We start from the raw sequence: 1,906 nt of genomic DNA on the forward strand, positions 1-1,906 counted from the left end.
GCGCGGCGCGCACCTCGGCCGGCTCGATGCCGTGGTCGATCGCGTTGCGCACCAGGTGCGTGAGCGGATCGGCGATCTTTTCCACCACCGTCTTGTCGAGCTCGGTATCCTCGCCGGACACCACCAGCCCGATGTCCTTGCCGATCTCGCGCGAGACGTCGTGCACCACGCGCTGGAAGCGGTTGAAGGTCGCCCCGATCTTCACCATGCGCAGCTGCAGCGCGGAGTCGCGCACTTCCTCCACCAGGCCCGACAGCGTCGAAGTGGCCTCCTGCAGCTCGGCGACCTGCGCCCGGCGCGCGATCAGGTTGGCCGAGGCGCCGGCGATGATCAGCTCGCCGATCAGGTTGATCAGGTGGTCGAGCTTGTCGGCGTCGACCCGGATCGAGCGGTTTTCCTGCGCCTTCGATTCGCTCACCTGCTTCTGCTTGGCCAGCGCCGCTTCCACCACGCCCGGCTGCACCGCGCGCTGCTCGACCAGGATGGCGCCGATCGGCGGCGCCTTGGCTGCGGCATGCAATGCCGCTTCGGATTGCGCGTTCAGCGCCGTATCCAGCTCGTGCGCGGTGACGCTGCCGCAGCGCACCAGGATCTCGCCCAGGCGTGCCTTTTCCTCGGGCAGCGCCTGGATCAGCCGCACGTATTCCGAGATGCGGCTGTGGGGCGGCAGGATGCTGATGCGGCAGTCGTCGCGCACGAATTCGAACACGTTGTCGATGGCCGCCTTGTCGGCGTCGCTGTCGAACGCGATCTCGAAGCCGAGGTAGCAGGACTCCGGATCGATCGCCTCCAGCGCCGGCACGGCGTCGGGCAGCGTGACGATGCCGACGATGGTGCCGAGCCTGGCGAGATAGCGCAGGAAGGACAGCGGGTCCATGCCGTTGCGCAGCACGTCGGCGCCGAAGCGCAGCGAGATGTGCCAGTGGTCGTTGCCGCCGCCCAGGCTCTCGATGCGCTCGACGGTGGCGGCGTCCGGTTCCGGCACGGTGGCCGGCAGCACGTTCTTCGGCGTGCCGCCGGCCAGGTAGCCGCGCAATTGTTCGGCCAGCGGCGCGCCGCGCTGCGCCATCGCCGCGTTCGCTTCCAGCCGCCCGGCCTCCACCTCGCCGATCAGGCCGCCGATATGGTCGCAGCAGGCCAGCAGCAGCGCGACCAGCTGGTCGTCGATGCCGAGCTTGCCGTCGCGCAGGCGGTCGAGCACGCTTTCCAGCACGTGCGTGAATTCGACGATATGGTCCAGGCCGAACAGGCCGGACGAGCCCTTGATGGTGTGCGCGGCGCGGAAGATGGCATGGATCATTTCGCCCTTCTCCTGCGCGGCCTCCACGGCGAGCAGGGCGCCTTCCATGTCCTCCAGCAGCTCGCGGCTTTCGGCGATGAAGGTCTGCAGTGCGTCGTCAAGATTCATCGTCGGCTCCCTTTCAATTGGAATGCGATGCCGCCTGCGGCGCCATCACCAGCGGGTCGCCGAACCAGCCGCCGATATCGAGCAGCTCGAACGCCTCGACCACCGCGTCGCTGTGCGCCACCAGGCGCAGCTCCTTGCCGGCGGCCTGCGCCGACTTCTTGGCGGCGATCAAGAGCTGGATGCCGGCGGCATCGATCTCGCCGACCGCCGACAGGTCGATTTCCAGCGCCTCGCCCTGCCGCAGCGCCGAGGCCAGGGTCTGCTTCAGCTCGGCCGCCTGATAGATCGTCATCTCGCCTTCGATGCGCAACGGATGCAAAGGGCGAGCGCCGTCCTTACGCTCTGTTTCAGCGTTCATGGTGTACTCCGAAAAAGGGGAATGAGAGTTAGCAGGCTGTTGAAAAACGTAGCGAGCGGGCCGAGATTGTGGCCGAGGAGCGCACGCGTACGAGTGGTACGCAGAGCACCGCAGGCCGCAAGCTCGGCCCGCGCAGTAGT

Annotated in this window: 2 protein-coding genes; both read right to left on the reverse strand. The window is 67.6% G+C overall.

The genetic code is table 11. The features are described from left to right. A partial coding sequence (locus tag A6M56_RS03735) for a chemotaxis protein CheA (protein ID WP_286757767.1) occupies positions 1-1,408 on the reverse strand: 1,408 nt, incomplete at its 3' end. Positions 1,409-1,421: 13 nt separating this feature from the next. After that, positions 1,422-1,766 (reverse strand): STAS domain-containing protein, encoded by a 345-nt coding sequence (locus A6M56_RS03740; RefSeq protein ID WP_286757768.1) that lies wholly within the window; start codon positions 1,764-1,766, stop codon positions 1,422-1,424. Positions 1,767-1,906 lie beyond the last annotated feature (140 nt).

This window comes from Ralstonia sp. RL (genome assembly GCF_001683835.1).
In the GTDB taxonomy this organism is placed as follows: Bacteria; Pseudomonadota; Gammaproteobacteria; order Burkholderiales; family Burkholderiaceae; genus Ralstonia; species Ralstonia mannitolilytica.